Origin of the sequence: Loktanella sp. IMCC34160, from assembly GCF_004145845.1 — a bacterium.
In the GTDB taxonomy this organism is placed as follows: domain Bacteria; phylum Pseudomonadota; class Alphaproteobacteria; order Rhodobacterales; family Rhodobacteraceae; genus SELP01.
In genome coordinates this window covers 182,098-201,065 of the sequence record NZ_SELP01000002.1, presented here as the reverse complement: position 1 = coordinate 201,065, position 18,968 = coordinate 182,098, and the positions used below count along the sequence as shown (strand labels likewise).

Genomic DNA, 18,968 nt, shown 5'->3' with positions numbered 1-18,968 from the left:
GTGTTGGTGCGGTCAGTTGACCAGCGTCGGCTTGTGGGTATGCGTCACGTTGGACGGCAGAACCCCAAGGCGGCGGGCCACTTCGGTATAGGCATCGGCAAGGTTGCCAAGATCACGGCGGAACACGTCCTTGTCCAGCTTCTGGCCGGTCTCGATGTCCCACAGGCGGCAGCTGTCGGGGCTGATTTCATCGGCCACCACGAGGCGCATGAAATCATTGTCCCAGATCCGGCCGATCTCGATCTTGAAGTCGATCAGCTTGATCCCGACCCCATGCATCACGCCCGACATGAAATCGTTCACCCGCAGGGCGATCGCGACGATATCGTCCAGATCCTGCTGCGCGGCCCAGCCGAAGGCGATGATATATTCCTCGGGGACCAGCGGATCGCCCAGTGCATCGTTCTTGTAGGAGAACTCGACAATCGGGCGCGGCAGCGGCGTGCCTTCTTCCATGCCCAGCCGCTTGGCCATCGACCCTGCGGCAAAATTGCGCACGATCACTTCCAGCGGGATGATCTCGACCTGCCGGACCAGCTGTTCGCGCATGTTCAGCCGCTTGATGAAGTGGGTCGGCACCCCGATCGACTGCAGCCCGGTCATGAAAAACTCGGACAGGCGGTTGTTCAGCACGCCCTTGCCTTCGATCACTGCCTTTTTCTCGGCGTTGAAGGCAGTTGCGTCATCCTTGAAATATTGCACGATCGTGCCCGGTTCCGGGCCTTCATACAGGATCTTGGCTTTGCCTTCGTAAATCTTCTTGCGCCGGGCCATGGTCACCTCTTGTCCGCGCAATCGGACCCTCGGGCAGAGTCGCGTTCAGGCGCGGTATGCGGCCTCATAAGCCAAGCCCCTCTTGCGGGCAAGCGCATCCGCGGGCATATCAGTCCTGACACAGACGCAAGCGCAAGGACCAAGGCCGATGACCACCTTTGACGAACGCGAGAACGCCTTCGAGAACAAATTCGCCCATGACGCCGAGATGCAGTTCAAGGCCGAAGCCCGCTGCAACAAGCTTCTGGGCCTTTGGGCAGCCGAAAAACTGGGCAAGACCGGCGATGATGCCGCCGCCTATGCCAAGGAAGTCGTTGTTTCCGATTTCGAGGAAGCCGGGCACGAAGACGTGGTCCGCAAGGTCGCGGGCGATCTTGGCGATCTGTCCAGCCCGGACGAGATCCGCGCCAAGCTGGCGGAACTGCTGCCGATCGCCAAGGCCCAGCTGATGGAAGAGCACTAGGCCACGTTCCCAAAAGACAAGGATGGCGTCCGGTTTCGGGCGCCATTTCCTTGTGTAAAATTCGATATTTAACGCCCTGTTCACGCCACGCCCGATAGACGGTTGTGGCAATGCCGGGCTTGCCGGCCCTGACCGGAGCCGAAGATGCCGACACGCCGCCGCCCTGCCCGCGCCCTTGCCGCCACGGCCCCCTATCTTCCGCCGCTTCGTGCCCTCCTGTCCCGTGGCCTGCCGCCATTTGCGCTGGTCGTCTTCGGCTGGCTTTTGTGGCGCAAGGTGGACGGGCTGGACCCTACGGACATCCGCGACGCCATCGGCGCTGTCAGCCTGACCGGCTGGGTCGGCGCGGTGCTGGCCACGGCGGGAAGTTTCGCGGCCCTTGGACATTACGACGCGGTGCTGCACCGGGTTATGGGCACAAGGGTGGGTGGCCGCGCGGCGCGATGGACCGGGATGCAGGCCATCGCGGTATCACAGTTTTTGGGATTCGGTGTGCTGACCGGCGCGCTGGTCCGCTGGCGGCGGCTGCCGCAACTGTCCCTTTGGCAGGCGACCCGGCTGTCGGCGATGGTCGCCCTGTCCTTCCTTGCCTCCTGGGCGATGGTTACGGTCGTAGCTGTCCTGATCGCCGGGGCGCCCCTGGCGCTGCACCCGGCCCTGCGGATCGGCGCCGGGATTGCCCTGTCCGGGGTTTGCATCCTTCTGGCGCTGCGGCAGGTCCTGTCCCTTGGATGGCTGTCTAGGTTTCGGGGGGCGGATGCAGGACGACTGCTGTTTTGGACCGTTGTCGACACCGGCTGCGCCGCGCTGGCCTTGGCCTGCCTTTTGCCTGCGGACCTGCTGCCGCCGGTTCCGGTCATCTTCGCGGCCTATCTCCTCGCCCTGGGGGCGGGGCTGTTGTCGAACGCCCCGGGCGGCGTGGGGGCGTTCGAACTGACCCTGCTGGCCCTGTTGCCGCACGTCCCGGCCGAAACCCTGCTGGGGGCGGTTCTGGCATTCCGGGTCGTCTATTACCTCGTGCCTGCTGTCCTTGGGCTTTTGGCACTGATCCCGCAGCCCCGGGAACCGATCCCGTCCCGGCTTGACACGATGGGACCGGGGGCAGAGAGGCTTCCGGCGCAGACCGGCGCGCCGTCGGAATGGGGCTTGGTCCGACAGGGCGGGACCATCGCCATGATGCCCGATGGCCAGTCGGGCTGGTTGTTTCGGGATCTTGCCGACTACAGGGCGGCGATCGGACCGGGCTGGGGGCAGCCGGACATCGCGGGTTTCGCCCGATTGGCCGGGACCGATGGGCTATCCCCGATCCTCTACAAATGCAGCCGGGCCGAGGCCGCTCGCGCCCGCGCGCTTGGCTGGGCGGTCCTGCATTGCGCGGATGAGGCACGAGTGAACCTGTCGGGGTTCGACCTTTGCAGCCCCGCCCATCGGCAATTGCGGCGCAAGCTGCGCCACGCAGAAAAGGCCGATATCCGGGTGCTGCGGGCGGCCAGCCCGCTGCCCATCGCCCAGATGGCCGCCGTTCATCAGGACTGGACCCGCGCGCAGGGCCGCGAACGGGGCTGGTCGATGGGGCTGTTCGATCCTGCGCTTCTGGCCGGTCAGGCCGTGTTTCTGGCCAGCCGCAACGGGCAACTTCTGGGCTTTGTCAGCTTTCACCGGGGCCGGTCCGACTGGACGCTCGACCTGATGCGGCACCGCGCCGACCTGCCCGACGGCACCATGCACGCGCTGATCGTCGCCGGGCTCGAGGCCGCCCAGACCGAGGGGGTGCCAGTCGTCTCGCTGGCCGCCGTGCAGATGTTCCCGGGCTTGGCCGGCCAGATCGCCAACCGCCGCAGCGCAGGCCTGCGTCAGTTCAAGCAAAGTTTCGGCCCCGAATGGGCGCCCCGCTACATTGCCGCCCCGACCCGCGCTGACCTGCTTCGGGCCGGGATTGCGGTTGCCCGGGCGATCCACCGCCCCGGCCCCCTGCCCGCGACGCGCCCCCGTCCTGCCCCCGGTTTTCAGTTTGATCCCGACCGCGCTTCGTGCGATGTGCTGGCTGATGACCATGACCTTCGGGCCACCGCCCGGCAACGCGCAGGACACCCCCATGTCGAACGCCCTTTCCCGCCTTCTTGAAACCCGCGACTGGCTGATGGCCGACGGGGCCACCGGCACGACGCTGTTCAACATGGGGCTCAGCTCTGGCGACGCGCCGGAGATGTGGAACATCGACCATCCCGACCGGATTACCGCGCTGTATCAGGGGGCGGTCGATGCCGGTTCGGACCTGTTCCTGACCAACAGCTTTGGCGGCAATGCAAGCCGGTTGAAACTGCACGGGGCCGAGGGCCGGGTCGGCGAATTGAACCGCATCGCCGCCGAGATCGGGCGCGAGGTGGCCGATAAGGCGGGCCGTCCGGTCGTGGTTGCCGGATCGGTCGGCCCCACCGGCGAAATCATGGCGCCCATGGGCAGCCTGACCCACGACATCGCGGTCGAAATGTTCCACGAACAGGCTGAAGCCCTGAAGGAGGGCGGCGCCGACGTGCTGTGGGTCGAAACCATTTCCGCATCCGAGGAATTCGCCGCCGCCGCCGAGGCCTTCAGGCGCGCCGATATGCCCTGGTGCGGCACGATGAGCTTTGACACCGCCGGGCGCACCATGATGGGCGTCACCTCGGCCGATATGGTCAAGATGGTCGGCAAACTGGACCACCAGCCGCTTGCATTTGGCGCCAACTGCGGCGTTGGCGCGGCGGACCTTCTGCGCACGGTCATGGGGTTTGCCGCCGCCGGGCCGGAACTGCCGCTGATTTCCAAGGGCAACGCCGGCATCCCGAAATATCACGACGGGCATATCCACTATGACGGCACGCCCGAGCTGATGGCCGAATACGCCATTCTGGCCCGCGATGCGGGCGCGACGATCATCGGCGGCTGCTGCGGCACCACCGCCGATCACCTGCGCGCCATGCGCGAGGCGCTGGAAACCCGTCCGCGCGGCGACCGCCCCACGCTCGAGGCGATCGCGGCAGCGCTCGGCGGCTTCTCCTCGGCCTCGGACGGGACCGGTGACGACGCGACCGCCTCGGCCCGGCGTGGCGGTGGCCGGCGACGCGGCCGGGGCTGACCGGCGGGCGCTGCGGTTGCGCCAGATCAAGGACGAATAGGTGCCGACGCCGTTGGATTGCGCAGATCGCAACCAGAGGACGGGCAAGATATGACGACCAATCACGGTTCTGGCCTGTCCCGCATCATCCTGTTCTATGCCATCGCCTTTGGGTTTTCCTGGGCCTTCTGGGGGCCTGCCGCCCTCTTGGCCCAAGGGGTGATCACCCTGCCGGACGCGGCAAGAGGCTTTTTATCCGGGTCCACCCCGGCCGCTTGGGGGCCATTGATCGCCGCCCTCGTCGTGACCTGGGCCTATCAGGGGTCAGCCGGGCTACGGTCGCTTCTGTCGCGGCTGGTGCGCCTGCGCTTTAGCGCCGCTTGGTATCTTGTCGCATTGGGACTGCTGCCCGCAATCATCGGGCTGGCCGGGCTGGTGGCGACGGCCCTTGGTGATGCGCCGCCCCCCTCGCCCGCGCTTGATGCCCCCGCGACCTTACCCTTCGCTTTCCTCTGGATCTTCTTTCTTGGCGGGCCGCTTCAGGAGGAAGCAGGTTGGCGCGGGATCGCGGCGGCAGGGTTGTCGCCCCGGCTTGGCGCGCTGGGTGCCAGCCTACTGACCGGCGTCCTTTGGGGCCTCTGGCACCTGCCCTTGTTCTACATCCCGACCGAGGACATCTATTACAACCGACCCATGTTCGGCCTGATGGGGTCGACCGCGCTGCTGTCCGTCTTGATCTACTGGGTCTACCTAAACACCGGGCGCAGCCTGTTTGCCGCGATGCTGATGCACACTTCGTTCAACTTCGCCAACTACCTGTTCACGACGCTGGAAACCGACACAGGCGGGCTGGTCTATTTCATTCTGATGGGCGCAACCGTGGCCGTGGTCGCGGTAGGGTTCGGGCCACGAACCCTGTGCCGCGCGGATCAAAGCAGAGAGAGTTGATCACCGGGGCGGGGTGGCGCACGAAACAGATCGGTCCGCAAGGGTGGCAAGGTCGTTTTCAGCCCCAACCGCCGCACCGCGACATCGAAGCGGGATTTCATCAACGCGGCCCAATGCCCCTGCCCGCGCATCCGGGTGCCCCATTCCGGGTCATAGTCGCGCCCGCCGTACAGGTCCCGCACGCGGCCCATGATCCGGGCCGCGCGGTCGGGAAACTCTGCCTCGACCCAGTCGCGGAACAGGCCCGCCACCTCGCGCGGAAGGCGCAACACGATCGACGACGCCGCAATGGCGCCCGCATCGCGGGCCGCCTCTAGGATCGCCTCCATCTCGTGATCGGTCAGGGCCGGGACGATGGGGGACACCATGACCCGGACCGGGATGCCCGCATCGGTCAGGCGCCGGATGGTCTGCAATCGCCGGGCCGGACCGGGCACGCGCGGTTCCATTTTCCGCGATATGGCGGGGTCAAGCGTGGTGACGGTAATCCCCACCCGAACCAGCCGCTCTGCCGCCATTTCGGACAGGATATCCACGTCGCGCTCGATCAGGCTGCCCTTGGTCACGATGCCGACGGGATGGCGGAAATCGCGCAGAACCTTCAGGCAGTCGCGCATGATTTCCCGTTCTTTTTCAATCGGCTGGTAGGCATCCGTATTGGTGCCGATGGCAATGGTCGCCACCCGGTAGGACTTGGCCCGAAGTTCCTTTTCCAATTGGGCCGCCGCCCCCGGACGCGCCACCAGCCGGGTTTCGAAATCCAGCCCCGGCGACAGGCCAAGATAGGCGTGGCTGGGCCGTGCAAAACAATAGATGCAGCCGTGTTCGCAGCCCCGGTAGGGATTGATGGAGCGGTCGAAATTCAAGTCCGGAGAGGTGTTGCGGGTAATCACCCGGCCGATCCGTTCGTCCGACACTTCGGTCCGCAAGACCGGCAGATCATCCTCGGCCCGGTCCCAGCCGTCATCCGCCCAGACCCGCGCCAGGGGATCAAAGCGGACCTGTGGGTTCGACCCCGCCGCGCGGCCCCGCGCCCGCGCGCCCAGCAAATGTTCAACGTGTTTTTCCACCATGCCCCAATATAGAACATAACAAGAACATATGAACAGGCCTCACGTTCAAAGCCCGAATTTTTCATTTGATCCTTCGTCGGTTCAGGGGCAGGCAGTGTCGCAATCGGTTCAGACCAATGGCGCAAACGGGCGCAAACCCGGATTAATCGGCCCCGGCCCTACAACTTTTCAGGAATCACGACCCATGTCCGACGAAGATGAAATCATCCTCTCCGAACTGAACGACGAAGAGCTTGTGCAGCAAATGTTCGACGACCTTTACGACGGTCTCAGGGAAGAGATCGAAGAGGGCGTGAATATCCTGCTGGAGCGTGGCTGGGCCCCTTACCGGGTTCTGACCGAGGCGCTGGTTGGCGGCATGACCATCGTGGGTCAGGACTTCCGCGACGGTATCCTTTTCGTTCCCGAAGTGCTGCTGGCCGCCAACGCGATGAAGGGTGGCATGGCCATCCTCAAGCCGCTTCTTGCCGAAACCGGTGCCCCGCGCGTCGGCAAGATGGTCATCGGCACCGTCAAGGGCGACATCCACGACATCGGCAAGAACCTCGTGTCGATGATGATGGAAGGCGCAGGCTTTGAAGTGGTCGATCTGGGCATCAACAACCCGGTCGAGAACTATCTTGAAGCGCTGGAAACCGAAGGCCCGGATATCCTTGGCATGTCGGCCCTGCTGACCACCACTATGCCCTACATGAAAGTCGTGATCGACACGATGATCGAAAAGGGGATGCGCGACGATTACATCGTGCTGGTTGGCGGCGCGCCGCTGAACGAAGAATTCGGCAAGGCCATTGGTGCCGACGCCTATTGCCGTGACGCCGCCGTGGCTGTGGAAACCGCGAAAACGCTGGTGGCCCGCAAGCACAACCAAGGCGCAACCGCCTAAACCACGCGGAAACCCCATTGGGAAAGGCGCGCCGGTCTGGCGCGCCTTTTTCGTTTCCGGAGTCAGCTGTCGCCCTTTTCGGCCTTCTTGACCCAGCGCCCGCCGTCCTGCGCCCAATATTGCGCGGCGCAGCCCGCATCGGTGAGGGCCTTCCATTGGGTGCGGGCATGGGCCACGGCATCCGGGTTGGCTCCGTCAAAGATCACGCAAAGCCGCTCCAGCGCCTGCGTCTCCTCGGCCGAGACCTCGGCCCCATCAACAGCCATGACACAGGCGGGGTCATTCGCCGCCCCCTGTCCCAGTGTGAACAGGATCGGCTGGTCGGCGTCATGCGGCCCACCCGCCATCCCATGCGGCAGAAACCCGTCTTCGGGCCGTTCCCACAGCATCAGGTCCAGCCGGTCCAGCCGCGCCCGGTCGGTGCCGCGCAATTCGATCCGCCAGCCCCGTTCCCGCGCCTTGCCCAGCAACAGCGGCAGCGCCGCCTCGAGCGGGCTTTCGGTCAGGTGGTAGAAGAACGCGGCCCCCATGCCCCTAGCCTTCGCAGGTGTCGGCGATCAGCCGGTTCAGCGTCATCACGCCCCAGCCCGTCGCCCCCTTGGGCGCAAGGGTCGACGCGGATTTGAGCGAGGCAACCCCGGCGATGTCGATATGGCACCAAGGCGTTTCATCCTTGACGAAGCGGCGCAGGAATTGGGCGGCGGTGATCGACCCGGCGGGCCGGCCGCCCGTGTTCTTGATGTCGGCAATGTTGCTGTCGATCAGCTTGTCATAGGCGGGCCCCATCGGCAGACGCCACGCGCCTTCGCCTTCGGTCCCGGCCGCCTTGATCAGGTCCCCTGCCAGATCGTCGTTGTTGGAAAACACGCCCGCGTTTTCATGGCCCAACGCGATGACCATTGCCCCGGTCAGGGTGGCAAGGTTGATCATGCCGCGCGGCTTGAACCGTTCCTGCGCGTACCAAAGCACATCCGCAAGAACCAGACGCCCTTCGGCATCGGTGTTGATTACCTCGATCGTATCGCCCTTCATCGAGGTCACCACGTCCCCGGGCCGGGTCGCCGTGCCCGACGGCATGTTTTCGACAAGCCCGACAAGCCCCACGACATTGGCCTTGGCCTTGCGCAGGGCCAGCGTTTTCATCACCCCGGCGACGACACCCGCGCCGCCCATATCCATGGTCATGTCTTCCATCCCGGCGGCCGGTTTCAGGCTGATCCCGCCGGTGTCGAACACGACCCCCTTGCCGACAAAAGCAAAGGGCGCATCGTCCTTCTTGCCGCCCTTCCATTGCATGACGACAACCTTGGACGGGCTGGCCGACCCCTGCCCCACGCAAAGAAGCGACCCCATCCCCATCTTTTCCAACTGGTCTTCTTCCAGCACTTCGACCGTCAAACCGAGGGATTCCAACCCTTTCAATTGCTTGGCGAATTCGGTCGTCGTCAGGACGTTGGCCGGTTCGTTGACCAGATCGCGGGTAAAATAGACCCCTTCGGCAATGGCGGACAGCGGCGCAAAGGCCGCCTGTGCCTCTTCCACATCCTTGACCCGGAAGGTCACGGCCCCGTCGGGCCCGGCATCGGGGGCGGATTTCCGTTTTGTGAACGTATAGGATTTCAGCACCAGCCCCAGCGCGACCTCCTCAGGCGCGCGGACCCCGGCGCACAACACATGCAGCGCCCCTTTACCCCGTGCGGCGGCAAGGGCGGCACCGGCCTTGCGCCCGTCCTCCACGCTTGCCCGGCGCGGCAATTTCACGATCAGCACGGCCCCGGCCTGCATGCCGCCCGGCACGGCGATTTCGACAACCTCGCCCGCTTTCATCCGTTCGAACCGGTCAGAGTCGATCATCCGCTCTACCGCCTTGCGGGTCAGGCTGTTCAGCTTGCGCCCGTCCGGCCCGATCCTGCCATCCTCGCTGGCGAAAATGGCCACGCGCCCGGCCAATTGGGCAAGGTCGTCTGTCCGGGCCTCTTCGAACTGGATCGGGGTCGGTCTGGTCATGGTGCGGTTCCTTTGGAAATGGCGGCCCGGCGGGCAGTGAGGACGGATCGGCGGCAGCCTGCCAGCCTGTGATTGGCAGTTCAATCCCCTGTCGGGATCGTCTAATGTCCCACCAGATTTAGTATGTCTTCGGGGGGATCAACAGGGGTGTCGCGATTCGACAGATATCTGCTGTCGCAGTTGATGGTCCTGTTCGGGTTCTTTTCGCTCGTGCTGATTCTTGTCTATTGGGTCAACCGGGCCGTGATCCTGTTCGACCGGCTGATCGGCGACGGGCAGTCCACCTGGGTCTTTCTGGAATTCACCGCCCTGTCGCTGCCCGGCATCATCCGCCTTGTCCTGCCGATCGCGGCGGCGGTGGCGGCCATCTATGTCACCAACCGGATGAGCGTGGAATCTGAGCTGACCGTAGTTCAGGCCACCGGGTTTTCAGGGTTCCGGTTGGCCCGGTCCTACGTGGTCTTCGGCGTGATCGTCGCGGTCTTGATGTCGATCCTCGCGCATTACCTCGTGCCGCTGTCGAACAAAGTCTACACCGAACGCTACCGCGAGGTGAGCCAGAACCTGATCGCCCGGCTGCTCAGCGCTGGGGAGTTCCTGAACCCGACCGAAGGCGTGACCTTCTATATCCGCGATATCACCCCGCAGGACGAATTGCTGGATGTATTCCTGTCCGACACCCGCAATCCGAAAGAAAGCGTGACCTACATGGCCTCGCGCGCCTTTGTCGTGAATGCCGAGGCCGGTCCGCAACTTGTCATGATCGAGGGGACCGCCCAGACCCTGCGCCACCCGAGCCAGCGGCTGATCGTTACCCGGTTCGATGATTTTTCGTATGATATCAGCGATTTCATTGAAACAGACGCCACGATTTCGCGGGCCCCACGGGAATTGCCCACATGGTTCCTCTTGTCACCGTCCGAGGAGATCATCGCCGAAACCGCGCAGGATCGCGCGACGCTGGTTGCGACGGCCCATCAACGGATCGCTGAGGCGCTCTTGCCCATCGTGGCCGTCCTCATCGGGTTTTCCACGCTCGTTCTCGGCGGGTTCAGCCGGTTCGGGGTCTGGCGGCAAATCCTGATCGCGGTTCTGCTGATGATCGCGGTCAAGGTGGTGGAAACCGCGTTTGTTTCCGCGATCCGCGCCACACCATCGCTTTGGCCGCTCAGCTACGTCACTCTGGTCGTGGGTCTGAGCATTTCGTGGTTCCAGCTGTTTTGGGCCGGGCGTCCCTACCTGTTCCGCCGCTACCGCCCCTTCGCCCCGGTTGAGGGGGACACGGCATGATCCTGCACCGGTATTTTGCCCAACGGTTCGCGATGACCTTCGCTGGCGTGCTGGGGGTTTTCATCGTCATGCTGACCCTGTTGGACCTGATCGACCAGCTGCGCAGCTTTTCGGCGGACGCCTCGTTTCGGGAGGTTCTCAGCCTCACACTGCTGTCGGCGCCGCAGGCGCTGTATCGGATGCTTCCGCTCATCATGATCCTGACCACCATCGCGCTTTTCCTGAACCTTGCGCGGACATCGGAACTCGTCGTGACGCGGGCGGCGGGGCGGTCGGCGCTGCGGGCCTTGCTGGCGCCATTGGCTGTCGCGCTGGTGATCGGGATCCTTGGGGTGGCGGTCATGAACCCGATCGTCGCGGCCACCAGCAAGGAATATGACCGCCGCGTGGATGGCCTGCGCGGTGTCTCAAGCGTTCTGCGCATCTCGTCCGATGGGTTCTGGCTGCGTCAGGGCAGCGCTGAACGGCAATCGGTTATTCGGGCCGTGGCGACAAATGTCGACGGAACCCAGCTTAGCGGGGTGACGTTCATCACCTTCGAAGACGGCCCAATTCGTCGGATCGAAGCGGCCCGCGCAACCCTTACCGACGGCGCGTGGGAAATGACCGATGTGAAAATCTGGCCCCTTGGCGACACCCCGAACCCCGAGGCCGTCGCCGAGACCCATGCCAGCTTCACCGTTCCATCGACCCTGACCCCGGACCAGATCCGCGATAGTTTCGGCACGCCTTCCTCTATCGCGATCTGGGACTTGCCGGGGTTCATCAACCGGCTGGAAACCGCCGGGTTCGCCGCGCGCAGGCACTTGATGTGGTTCCATTCCGAATTGGCCCAGCCGCTGTTTCTGGTGGCGATGGTACTGATCGCGGCGGGGTTCACGATGCGCCACCAGCGCGGCGGCCGAACCGGGTTGATGGTGCTTCTCGCCATTCTCTTGTCCTTCGGTCTGTATTTCCTCCGGAACTTCACCGCCGTTCTTGGTGAAAACGGACAATTGCCGGTCGCGCTGGCTGCATGGGCGCCGCCGCTGGTCGGGATCGGGTTGTCGCTGGGCCTGCTGCTGCATCTGGAGGACGGATAATGCGCGCCCTGCTGTTCGCCCTGCTGATCCTTGCCCTGCCCCTTGGCGCCGCCCGCGCCCAGACCCAGCCGCCCGCCACCATGGTCGCCGATGCGCTGACGGTGGATGCTGCCGACCGGCTGATCGCCTCGGGCAATGTCGAGGTCTTCTTTGACGGAACCCGCCTATCCGCCAGCCAGGTGATGTATGATCCGGCCACCGATACGCTGCAGATCGTCGGGCCGATCCTGATCGAAACCGCCGACGGGCAAGTTTTCATCGCCGACCGGGCCGAGATTGACCCAAGGCTGGAAAACGGCCTGTTGCTGGGCGCACGCCTGATCCTTGACCGCCAGTTGCAGATCGCCGCCAACCGGATCGACCGGGTCGATGGCCGCTATACGCAGATGACCCGCGCCTCGGCCTCGTCCTGCGCGGTCTGCGGAACGGAAGACCCATTGTGGGAGATCCGCGCCCGCCGGGTCATCCACGATCAGGACGAACAGCAGCTTTACTTCGAGGATGCACAGTTCCGGGTGCGCGGCGTGCCGATCCTTTGGTTGCCGCGGATGCGCCTGCCCGACCCGACGCTAGAGCGGGCCACCGGGCTGCTGATCCCGCAGATCCGGTCCTCTGACCTTCTGGGGATCGGGATCAAACTGCCCTATTTCATCACGCTGGGCGACCATCGGGACCTGACCCTGACCCCCTTCCTATCGCCCGAAACCCGGACCTTGGAACTGCGCTACCGTCAGGCCTTTGCGGCAGGCAATATTCAGGTCGATGCGGCGATCAGTGACGACACCCTGCGCCCGGACGAGACCCGCTACTACCTTTTCGCCGATGGAACCTTTGACCTTGGCAACGACTTCCGTCTGGATTTCACGGTGCAGAACGTGTCGGACGACGGCTACCTTCTGGATTACGGCTATTCCTCCGCCGACCGGCTTGAAAGCGGCGCGACCATCTCGCGGGTTCGCCAGAATGACATGTTCCTGGGAAAGGGCGTCACCTATCAGGGCCTCATTCCGCTGACGACGTCGGAAAGCACACCACAGGTCCTGAGCGATCTGCACTATGAACGGGCGATCTATCCGGGCTTGGGCGGTCGGGCGACGCTGTCATGGGATTTCGAAACCCATATCCGGACCGACGATGTCGGCGTCGAGCGGGATGTGGCGCGTTTCGGGATCGGCGCGGATTGGACGGGAAGCCGGACCACCTCATCCGGACTGGCCTTCAGGTATGGGGCAGGCCTTGCCGTTGATGCCTATGCCACCTGGGATGATCCGTCGGCAGAGGAATTTATCGGCCGGGCAACGCCCTGGGCAACCACGGTCGTGTCCTTCCCCCTTGCCCGGACCGAGGCCACCGGCGCGACGCAGGTCATCGAACCGGTTATTGCCTTTAGCTGGTCCGAGTCCCTTGGCGGAACCCCGATCAACGAAGACGGCACCCGAAGCGAGTTCGACGAGGCCAATCTGATCGCCTTGTCCCGGTTCGGCGGGGAGGACCGGTCCGAGACAGGGTTCCGGATCGCCGCCGGTGGAAGCTGGAGCCGGCTGTCCCCGGATGGCTGGTCGGCCCGCCTTACACTGGGCAAGCTTTGGCAGGACACGCCGGCCGATGACTACACGCTGTCATCCGGGCTGGACGGAATGTATTCAGACTTCCTGATCGCGGGTCAGCTTGCGCTGCCGAACGGGCTGTCCGTTGATGGCCGGGCCTTGTTCGATGCCGGGTTCCGCCCGACCAAGTCGGAAGTCAGGGTGGATTGGCAGGCTCCGCGCTTCGATCTGGGCGCCGCCTATACCTGGCTTGATGCTGACACCGAAGAAGACCGGCCAACAGCGGTATCCGAATGGGAAATCGAAGGGGCCTATCGGATCAACACCAATTGGGAGGTCGGACTGACCAGCCGCTACGACGTGGCCGCCGACGAACCTGCCGAAGCCGGGCTGCGCGTAAATTGGCAAAACGAATGTGTCACGGTCGAGCTTTCGGCCTCGCGCCGCTTTACTTCTTCGACTACGGTGCAACCATCCACGGATTTCGGCCTGACCATCGGGTTGGCCGGTTTCTCGGCGCAGGGTGTGGGGGCAATCCCGGCCCGGTCCTGTACGAACTGAACGACGATGACGACGAGGGTAAAATGAACTGGTTCCCCCGCCTCCTGATGATCGGCCTTCTGGCCATGCCTGTTCCGGCCATGGCGCAGGGCCTGTTTTCGCCCGCGATCACGGTGAACGACAAGGTCGTCACGAATTACGAGATCAATCAGCGGGTGCTGCTGTTGCAGTTGTTCCGCACCCCCGGAAACCTGCCCGAACTGGCCCGCGAACAGCTGATCGACGATCGCCTGAAGGCGCAGGAACTGGACCGCGCAGGTCTGCGCCTTTCCGAAGAGGCGCTGGAGACCGAGATGACGGCCTTTGCCCAGCGCGCCAACCTTGGGCTGGATCAATTCATCGCCCAGCTGGCCAGCGCCGGCATCGCCGAGGCGACCATCCGCGATTTCGTCGGCACGGGCGCGGCCTGGCGCGAATACATCCGGTCCCGCTATGGCGCCCGGGTCGAAATCACCGAGGCTGATATCGACCGGGCCCTTGGCCAGTCGGCGGGCAACGGCATTCAGATCCAGGTTCTGCTGTCCGAGATTATCCTTCCCGCCCCGGAAGAGCGGCCCGAGATGGCCGCGCAGGCCGCCGCGATTGCAAATGACATCGCCCAGATGACGTCCACGGCGGCCTTCTCTGCCGCGGCCCGCGAATATTCGGCGCTGCCGACGCGCGAAAACGGCGGGCGGCTGGGGTGGTTGCCGATCACCAACTACCCGCCGCAACTGCGTGGCCTGATCCTGTCGCTGGACCAGAACGCTGTGACCGCCCCGCTGCCGATCCCCAACGGCATTGCCCTATTCCAGATGCGCGGCGTGCGCGAGGTCACAGGCCCCGCACCGGAGTTCGGCGCCATCGAATATGCCGCCCTCTACCTGCCGGGCGGCCGGACCGAGGCGGGCCTTGCCGCCGCCGCCCGCGTGCGCGACGCCGCCGATACCTGCGACGACCTTTATGGCATTGCCCAAGACATGCCCGAAGAGGCGCTGGAGCGGATCACCCTACCCCCGGCTGAAATCCCGTCCGACGTGGCCATCGAACTGGCGCGTCTTGATCCGGGCGAGGTGTCGACCACCCTGACCAGCGCCGATGGGCAGACGCTTGTCTTCCTCATGCTGTGTGGCCGGACCCCGGTGCTGGAGGGCGAAGTGGACCGTGGCGCGATCCGCAACCAGTTGCGCGGCCAGCGTTTGACCGGTCTGGCCGATGCGCTGATCGCGGACCTGAGGGCCTCGGCGACCATCGTCACACAATGACCATCGCGATCAGCTGCGGCGAACCCGCCGGGATCGGACCCGAGGTCGCGGCCAGGGCCTGGGCCGTGCTGCGGGACGAAGTGCCGGTTCTCTGGATCGGTGACCCGTCGCATTTGCCCGCAGGCACGCCGTGGGACGCCGTCGACACCCCGGCGGATGCCACAAGGATCAGTCCCCGTGCCCTGCCCGTCCTCGCCCGTGACTTCGGGCCGGATGTGACGCCCGGCACGGCAAACCCCGCCCATGCCGCGGGGGTCGTGGCTGCAATCGAAACCGCTGTCGATCTGGTGCTAACCGGACAATGCGCAGCCCTGTGCACCGCGCCGATCCACAAGAAGGCGCTGGCCGATGGGGCCGGCTTTGCCTTTCCGGGGCATACAGAGTTTCTGGCCCATCTGGGCGGAGTGGAACGGGTCGTGATGATGCTCGCCTCAGATCTGTTGCGGGTCGTGCCCGCGACCATTCACATCCCCCTTGCCGAGGTTCCAAACGCGCTGACCGCCCGGCTTTTGACCGATACGATCCTGATCACCCACGCGGCCCTGCGCCGGGACTTTGGCATTGCGGCACCCCGGATCGCGGTGGCCGGTCTGAACCCCCATGCGGGCGAAGGCGGGCGCATGGGGCAGGAAGAAATCGACCTGATTATCCCCACGCTGGACGCGCTGCGGGCCGAGGGGCTGAATATCGCTGGCCCCCTGCCCGCGGACACCATGTTCCACGCCGCCGCCCGGGCCCGCTATGACGTGGCGATTTGCGCCTACCACGATCAGGCGCTGATCCCGATCAAGACGCTGGCCTTTGACGACGGGGTGAACGTGACGCTGGGCCTGCCCTTCGTGCGCACCTCGCCCGACCATGGCACCGCCTTCGACATCGCGGGCAAGGGCATCGCCAACCCATCGTCGATGATCGCCGCCCTCCGCATGGCCGCGAAAATGGGGGCAGCAAGACCATGACCCGCGACATCTGCAAACCAGCCCTCGCTCTGCTTTTGGCATTCGCCATTCAAAACATCGAAGAAATCCTTTTTCTGCCGTCCTGGATGAGGCGCTTCATCCCACCGGGACTGCCAGTAACCGCTTCGCAATTCACCCTCGCTACCCTGATCCTGACTGGGCTGGTCGCAGCACTTGTCGCGACAGCCTGCTTTCGGGGCGGGCCGATTACACGGCTCTTGCTGATTGCTACGGCAGCCATGTTGCTGGCCAATTCGGTGACCCAGATCCTCGTCTCTGCCGGACGGGGCAGCATCATGCCGGGTGCGGCAAGCGGGCTTCTGCTTCAGGGGCCTGCGGCGATCTGGGTATTGAGAACCCTAGACATTCGACGGATCGCGATGCTGGCCTGGACGGTCTTCGGGCTGGTTGCCGCGCCGATCGCGACACTGGCCGTCTTTGTCATCTCAACCCATCTCATAAATTGAATCCCATGAGCCAGATTGACAGCCTCCCGCCTCTCCGCGACGTAATCGCGACCCATCAGCTTTCGGCGAAGAAATCTCTGGGGCAGAACTTTCTTTTGGACCTGAACCTGACCGCCAAGATCGCCCGGATGGCGGGCGACCTGACCCAGGCCGATGTGCTGGAAGTCGGCCCCGGTCCCGGTGGTCTGACCCGCGGCTTGCTGGCCGAAGGCGCGCGCAAGGTTCTGGCGATCGAAAAAGACGCCCGCTGCATGGCCGCGCTGGCCGAAATCGAAGCGGCCTACCCGGGGCGGCTTGAGGTGATCAATGCGGACGCGCTGGACGTGAACCCGCTGGCTCATTTGACGCCGCCGATCAAGATCGCGGCCAACCTGCCCTACAATGTGGGCACGGAACTTCTGGTCCGTTGGCTGACCCCGCCAGACTGGCCCCCGGTCTGGGAAAGCCTGACCCTGATGTTCCAGCGCGAGGTCGCACAGCGGATCGTGGCGGAACCGGGCAGCAAGGCCTATGGCCGTCTTGCGATCCTGTCGCAATGGCGCACCGATCCGCGCATTGTCATGGACCTTCCGCCCGAGGCCTTTAACCCCGCGCCAAAGGTCTGGTCTGCCGTGGTGCATATCAAGGCACTGCCCGAACCGAGGTTCCCGGCCAACGCCGCGACGCTGTCGCGCGTGGTTGCCGCCGCCTTCAATCAGCGGCGCAAGATGCTGCGATCCTCGCTCAAGGGCGTGTCGCCAGATATCGAGGCGCATCTGACCGCGGCAGGCATCCCGCCCACGGAACGGGCCGAACAGATCGGGCTGGAGGCCTTCTGCGCCCTTGCACGGTCGCTTGACGCGGCCTGAGACCGGAGAGGGCCATGGTGGGTCAAGACCCACCTTACGACCGTCTGGGGATCTGGGCCAAGGCTGGCCACGAGGTCTCGGAGCATGCCGATGTTGTAGGGTGGGTCTTGACCCACCTTACCTTTATTTGGTCGGTTCGACGCCCCGGTGCGCCGGTTCGACGCGCGGCGGTGCCAGCACCTGCAGCGGCCGTTTCACCGCTTCGGGCAGACCTGGCCGTCGGGGGGACAGCACCTGTTTCGAGGCTTCGATCATCAGCACGCCCCCGGCCCGGAAGAACGGCACATGGCGTCCCATCGTTTCCACCATCCCGGCCATTCTGCGCCAGGACCGGCTGGTCGACGGTGGCTGATACAGGGTCGAGATCGCCCGCTCGGTCACAAATCCATGTCGCCGCAGCTGAGTTTCCAACTGTCCCAGCGAATAGGGCCGCCCATAGCCAAAGGGGGTCTTGTCCGAGCGGGACCAGATCCCGGCCCGGTTCGGCACCACGACGATCATCTTGCCCCCCGGCCCGAGCACCCGCCAGCATTCTTCCAGAACGGCGGTCGGCTGTTCCGAGGTTTCGAGCCCGTGCATCAGAACCAGCTTGTCCACCAGCCCGGTGGACAAGGGCCAAAGCGTTTCTTCGCAGAGCACGCTGACATTCGGCAGACCCGCGGGCCAGGGCATCACCCCCTGCGGCCCCGGCATCAGCCCGATCACCCGCCGGGCATCGCCAAGGTAGGGCCGCAACAGGGGCACGGCAAAACCGAATCCAGCCACCGTTTGCCCATGGGCCTCGGGCCAGAATTTCAGCAATTCGTCGCGGACAACTTTTTGCGCGGCCCGCCCCAGCGCGCTGCGATAGTAGAAGTTCCGAAGGTCGAGCACGTCCAGATGCATTGCTCTTGCCGGTCCTTTGCGCCAAGTTTGGCCTTACCCTGCCTTCAAGACCGGAGAACGACAAGCCATGCCGCTATCCCTTGTGACCATTCCGTGCCTTGCTGACAACTACGCCTACCTGATCCACGACGCGGAAACTGGTGAAACCGCCCTGATCGACGCGCCCGAACCCGGCCCGATCCTTGCCGCCCTTGCCGAACGTGGCTGGAAGTTGACCGATGTGATCCTGACCCATCACCATTGGGACCACATCGACGGGCTGCCCCCGATTGTCGAGGCCTTCGCCCCCCGCGTCATCGGTGCTGCGGCGGACGCGCACCGCCTGCCGCACCTTGATCTGGCCGTGCGCGACGGCGACGCCGTGACGGTCTGCGGAGAGACAGCGCAGGTGTTCGATGTATCCGGCCACACAGTCGGCCATATCGCCGTGCATTTCCCAGCCTCCGGTCTGGTGTTCACGGCCGACAGCCTGATGGCCCTGGGCTGCGGCCGCCTGTTCGAAGGCACCGCCGCGCAGATGTGGGACAGCCTGTTGAAACTGCGGGCGCTTCCGGACAGCACGACCGTCTGTTCCGGCCATGAATACACCCTTGGCAACGCCCGGTTTGCCCTCACCGTCGACCCGGACAACGTGGCACTGCAACTGCGCACCGCCGCAATCGAGGAAGCCCGAGACGAGGGCCGCCCGACCGTTCCGACCACCCTCGGCGAAGAAAAGGCGACAAACCCCTTTCTTCGCGCTGATGCGCCGGACCTTCAGGCCGCGATTGGCATGGTTGGGGCCGACCCGGCGGATGTTTTTGCCGAGGTTCGGACCCGGAAGGACAATTTCTAGGC

Annotated in this window: 18 protein-coding genes; 13 read left to right on the top strand and 5 right to left on the bottom strand. The window is 64.7% G+C overall.

Annotation, left to right across the window (positions count from 1 at the left end; translation table 11 throughout):
* Window positions 1–12: 12 nt before the first annotated feature.
* Window positions 13–774, bottom strand: a complete 762-nt coding sequence (gene purC, locus EU803_RS05260) for a phosphoribosylaminoimidazolesuccinocarboxamide synthase (protein ID WP_129680519.1) — start codon at window positions 772–774, stop codon at window positions 13–15.
* A gap of 148 nt (window positions 775–922) precedes the next feature.
* Here purC and EU803_RS05255 point away from each other — a divergent pair, with 148 nt between their 5' ends.
* The 4 genes from EU803_RS05255 (at window position 923) to EU803_RS05240 (ending at window position 5,282) form a co-directional block, all read left to right on the top strand.
* Window positions 923–1,237, top strand: a complete 315-nt coding sequence (locus EU803_RS05255; protein WP_129680517.1) for a DUF1476 domain-containing protein — start codon at window positions 923–925, stop codon at window positions 1,235–1,237.
* A 144-nt stretch (window positions 1,238–1,381) separates the two neighbouring features.
* Window positions 1,382–3,361: a phosphatidylglycerol lysyltransferase domain-containing protein gene (locus EU803_RS05250; protein WP_129680515.1), complete on the top strand. Its 1,980-nt coding sequence runs from the start codon at window positions 1,382–1,384 to the stop codon at window positions 3,359–3,361.
* On the top strand, window positions 3,333–4,355 hold the full coding sequence (gene bmt, locus EU803_RS05245) for a betaine--homocysteine S-methyltransferase (RefSeq protein WP_129681566.1): 1,023 nt from the start codon (window positions 3,333–3,335) through the stop codon (window positions 4,353–4,355). The genes EU803_RS05250 and bmt overlap by 29 nt, the downstream gene beginning before the upstream one ends.
* A gap of 90 nt (window positions 4,356–4,445) precedes the next feature.
* Complete coding sequence (locus tag EU803_RS05240; protein WP_129680513.1) at window positions 4,446–5,282, top strand: CPBP family intramembrane glutamic endopeptidase; 837 nt, start codon at window positions 4,446–4,448, stop codon at window positions 5,280–5,282.
* On the opposite strand, the gene EU803_RS05235 is transcribed toward EU803_RS05240, so the two are convergent.
* Window positions 5,264–6,355: a PA0069 family radical SAM protein gene (locus EU803_RS05235; protein WP_129680510.1), complete on the bottom strand. Its 1,092-nt coding sequence runs from the start codon at window positions 6,353–6,355 to the stop codon at window positions 5,264–5,266. The genes EU803_RS05240 and EU803_RS05235 overlap by 19 nt on opposite strands.
* Window positions 6,356–6,539: 184 nt before the next feature.
* Here EU803_RS05235 and EU803_RS05230 point away from each other — a divergent pair, with 184 nt between their 5' ends.
* Window positions 6,540–7,241 carry a B12-binding domain-containing protein gene (locus EU803_RS05230; RefSeq protein ID WP_129680508.1) on the top strand — a complete coding sequence of 234 codons (702 nt, stop codon included), beginning with the start codon at window positions 6,540–6,542 and terminating at the stop codon, window positions 7,239–7,241.
* 62 nt (window positions 7,242–7,303) lie between these two features.
* On the opposite strand, the gene EU803_RS05225 is transcribed toward EU803_RS05230, so the two are convergent.
* Together EU803_RS05225 and EU803_RS05220 are read right to left on the bottom strand one after the other, a co-directional pair.
* Window positions 7,304–7,771 carry a DNA polymerase III subunit chi gene (locus EU803_RS05225; protein ID WP_129680506.1) on the bottom strand — a complete coding sequence of 156 codons (468 nt, stop codon included), beginning with the start codon at window positions 7,769–7,771 and terminating at the stop codon, window positions 7,304–7,306.
* Window positions 7,772–7,775: 4 nt separating this feature from the next.
* On the bottom strand, window positions 7,776–9,248 hold the full coding sequence (locus EU803_RS05220) for a leucyl aminopeptidase (RefSeq protein ID WP_129680504.1): 1,473 nt from the start codon (window positions 9,246–9,248) through the stop codon (window positions 7,776–7,778).
* Window positions 9,249–9,395: 147 nt separating this feature from the next.
* Here EU803_RS05220 and lptF point away from each other — a divergent pair, with 147 nt between their 5' ends.
* Genes lptF through rsmA form a run of 7 tightly spaced genes read left to right on the top strand, consistent with a single transcriptional unit; the run spans window position 9,396 to window position 17,246 of the window.
* Window positions 9,396–10,538, top strand: coding sequence for an LPS export ABC transporter permease LptF (gene lptF, locus EU803_RS05215; protein WP_242494287.1), 1,143 nt, complete (start codon window positions 9,396–9,398; stop codon window positions 10,536–10,538).
* Window positions 10,535–11,620 (top strand): LPS export ABC transporter permease LptG, encoded by a 1,086-nt coding sequence (gene lptG, locus EU803_RS05210; RefSeq protein ID WP_129680500.1) that lies wholly within the window; start codon window positions 10,535–10,537, stop codon window positions 11,618–11,620. Before lptF ends, lptG begins: the two co-directional genes overlap by 4 nt.
* A complete protein-coding gene (gene lptD, locus EU803_RS05205; RefSeq protein WP_129680498.1) occupies window positions 11,620–13,728 on the top strand; it encodes an LPS assembly protein LptD in 2,109 nt (702 codons plus the stop codon). Before lptG ends, lptD begins: the two co-directional genes overlap by 1 nt.
* Before the next feature lie 23 nt (window positions 13,729–13,751).
* Window positions 13,752–14,972 (top strand): peptidylprolyl isomerase, encoded by a 1,221-nt coding sequence (locus tag EU803_RS05200; protein ID WP_242494286.1) that lies wholly within the window; start codon window positions 13,752–13,754, stop codon window positions 14,970–14,972.
* Window positions 14,969–15,931 (top strand): 4-hydroxythreonine-4-phosphate dehydrogenase PdxA, encoded by a 963-nt coding sequence (gene pdxA, locus EU803_RS05195; RefSeq protein ID WP_129680496.1) that lies wholly within the window; start codon window positions 14,969–14,971, stop codon window positions 15,929–15,931. Before EU803_RS05200 ends, pdxA begins: the two co-directional genes overlap by 4 nt.
* A complete protein-coding gene (locus tag EU803_RS05190) occupies window positions 15,928–16,398 on the top strand; it encodes an HXXEE domain-containing protein (protein ID WP_129680494.1) in 471 nt (156 codons plus the stop codon). The genes pdxA and EU803_RS05190 overlap by 4 nt, the downstream gene beginning before the upstream one ends.
* Before the next feature lie 5 nt (window positions 16,399–16,403).
* On the top strand, window positions 16,404–17,246 hold the full coding sequence (gene rsmA / locus EU803_RS05185; RefSeq protein WP_129680492.1) for a 16S rRNA (adenine(1518)-N(6)/adenine(1519)-N(6))-dimethyltransferase RsmA: 843 nt from the start codon (window positions 16,404–16,406) through the stop codon (window positions 17,244–17,246).
* 123 nt (window positions 17,247–17,369) lie between these two features.
* Here the strand turns inward: rsmA and EU803_RS05180 are convergent, their stop codons facing one another.
* Window positions 17,370–18,131, bottom strand: coding sequence for a methyltransferase domain-containing protein (locus EU803_RS05180; protein WP_129680490.1), 762 nt, complete (start codon window positions 18,129–18,131; stop codon window positions 17,370–17,372).
* A 67-nt stretch (window positions 18,132–18,198) separates the two neighbouring features.
* Here EU803_RS05180 and gloB point away from each other — a divergent pair, with 67 nt between their 5' ends.
* Window positions 18,199–18,966: a hydroxyacylglutathione hydrolase gene (gloB, locus tag EU803_RS05175; RefSeq protein ID WP_129680488.1), complete on the top strand. Its 768-nt coding sequence runs from the start codon at window positions 18,199–18,201 to the stop codon at window positions 18,964–18,966.
* Window positions 18,967–18,968: the final 2 nt, after the last annotated feature.

Coding starts and splice junctions, on each gene's coding strand:
- purC (WP_129680519.1), bottom strand. CDS start 774: ATGGCCCGGCGCAAGAAGATTTACGAAGGCAAAGCCAAGATCCTGTAT.
- EU803_RS05255 (WP_129680517.1), top strand. CDS start 923: ATGACCACCTTTGACGAACGCGAGAACGCCTTCGAGAACAAATTCGCC.
- EU803_RS05250 (WP_129680515.1), top strand. CDS start 1,382: ATGCCGACACGCCGCCGCCCTGCCCGCGCCCTTGCCGCCACGGCCCCC.
- bmt (WP_129681566.1), top strand. CDS start 3,333: ATGTCGAACGCCCTTTCCCGCCTTCTTGAAACCCGCGACTGGCTGATG.
- EU803_RS05240 (WP_129680513.1), top strand. CDS start 4,446: ATGACGACCAATCACGGTTCTGGCCTGTCCCGCATCATCCTGTTCTAT.
- EU803_RS05235 (WP_129680510.1), bottom strand. CDS start 6,355: ATGGTGGAAAAACACGTTGAACATTTGCTGGGCGCGCGGGCGCGGGGC.
- EU803_RS05230 (WP_129680508.1), top strand. CDS start 6,540: ATGTCCGACGAAGATGAAATCATCCTCTCCGAACTGAACGACGAAGAG.
- EU803_RS05225 (WP_129680506.1), bottom strand. CDS start 7,771: ATGGGGGCCGCGTTCTTCTACCACCTGACCGAAAGCCCGCTCGAGGCG.
- EU803_RS05220 (WP_129680504.1), bottom strand. CDS start 9,248: ATGACCAGACCGACCCCGATCCAGTTCGAAGAGGCCCGGACAGACGAC.
- lptG (WP_129680500.1), top strand. CDS start 10,535: ATGATCCTGCACCGGTATTTTGCCCAACGGTTCGCGATGACCTTCGCT.
- lptD (WP_129680498.1), top strand. CDS start 11,620: ATGCGCGCCCTGCTGTTCGCCCTGCTGATCCTTGCCCTGCCCCTTGGC.
- EU803_RS05200 (WP_242494286.1), top strand. CDS start 13,752: ATGAACTGGTTCCCCCGCCTCCTGATGATCGGCCTTCTGGCCATGCCT.
- pdxA (WP_129680496.1), top strand. CDS start 14,969: ATGACCATCGCGATCAGCTGCGGCGAACCCGCCGGGATCGGACCCGAG.
- EU803_RS05190 (WP_129680494.1), top strand. CDS start 15,928: ATGACCCGCGACATCTGCAAACCAGCCCTCGCTCTGCTTTTGGCATTC.
- rsmA (WP_129680492.1), top strand. CDS start 16,404: ATGAGCCAGATTGACAGCCTCCCGCCTCTCCGCGACGTAATCGCGACC.
- EU803_RS05180 (WP_129680490.1), bottom strand. CDS start 18,131: ATGCATCTGGACGTGCTCGACCTTCGGAACTTCTACTATCGCAGCGCG.
- gloB (WP_129680488.1), top strand. CDS start 18,199: ATGCCGCTATCCCTTGTGACCATTCCGTGCCTTGCTGACAACTACGCC.